Source organism: Oleiphilus sp. HI0043, assembly GCF_001634935.1.
This window is the reverse complement of the sequence record NZ_LWEY01001679.1, coordinates 1-878: the sequence shown is the minus strand read 5'-3', so window position 1 is coordinate 878 and position 878 is coordinate 1. Positions and strand designations below refer to the sequence as shown.

Sequence of the window (878 nt, the reverse complement as noted above, 5' to 3'; positions counted from 1 at the left end):
GTTGGCGCTCTGTCAGTATGGCTTTAGTGAACCGTATCGGCGACAGCGGTGATATTGAATTATTCGCTAAGGCTGGTGCTAGTGAGACTGCTGATGGTTATACATTAAGTGTTGAAAACTGGATGTTGGACCGTGAGCCACATGGACTGCTTAAGGACTTAGGTGTCCACCCATTAAAGCCGCCTGTTCCCGCAGTAATGGGGAGTGTCTTAGCCGATAGTCCGGCTGAACAGGGTGGCTTAAAAGCGGGCGATAAAGTAATTGAGGCCGGCGGTAAAGTTATTGAAGACTGGTTTGCTTTTGTCGATGTAATCAAAGTCTCTGCTGAAAAAGATGTTGTCGTTAAGGTTGAGAGGAGTGGAGAAAACAATGGGCTTATTGTCGAGACTCTGTCACTTAGACCAGAAGTATTTATACGTGAAGACGGTGCCTCGGTTGGTCGTTTAGGAGTGAGTGTTCAGCCCTTTACTTACCCGAAAGAGATGATAAGAACGATAAGCTACGGTCCTCTTGAATCCCTGATGCAGGCGAGTGAACAAGTTTGGGCTGATTGTGTTATGACACTTAACGCGATCAAGAAGATGATTATGGGCTTAATTTCTCTTGATAACCTGAGTGGCCCGATAACCATCGCTCAAGTAGCAAGTGAGTCTATCGAGTCAGGTTCTGAAGAGTTTTTGCGTTTTCTAGCTTTATTAAGCGTAAGCTTAGGAATCTTAAATTTACTGCCCATTCCTGTCTTGGATGGAGGGCATATTTTTTACTATTTGATCGAAGCTGTAAAAGGCGAACCACTATCTGAGAAATGGCAGGTGTTGGGTTTAAAAGTAGGGGTGTCATTTATATTGATACTTATGTCTCTAGCTTTATATAACGAT

The 878-nt window shown here is 43.8% G+C and carries 1 protein-coding gene; it reads left to right on the top strand.

The window, feature by feature from the left end; all coding sequences use genetic code 11:
• Window positions 1-17: 17 nt before the first annotated feature.
• On the top strand, window positions 18-878 hold an 861-nt coding region (gene rseP / locus A3729_RS25475; protein ID WP_068634417.1), incomplete at its 3' end, for an RIP metalloprotease RseP.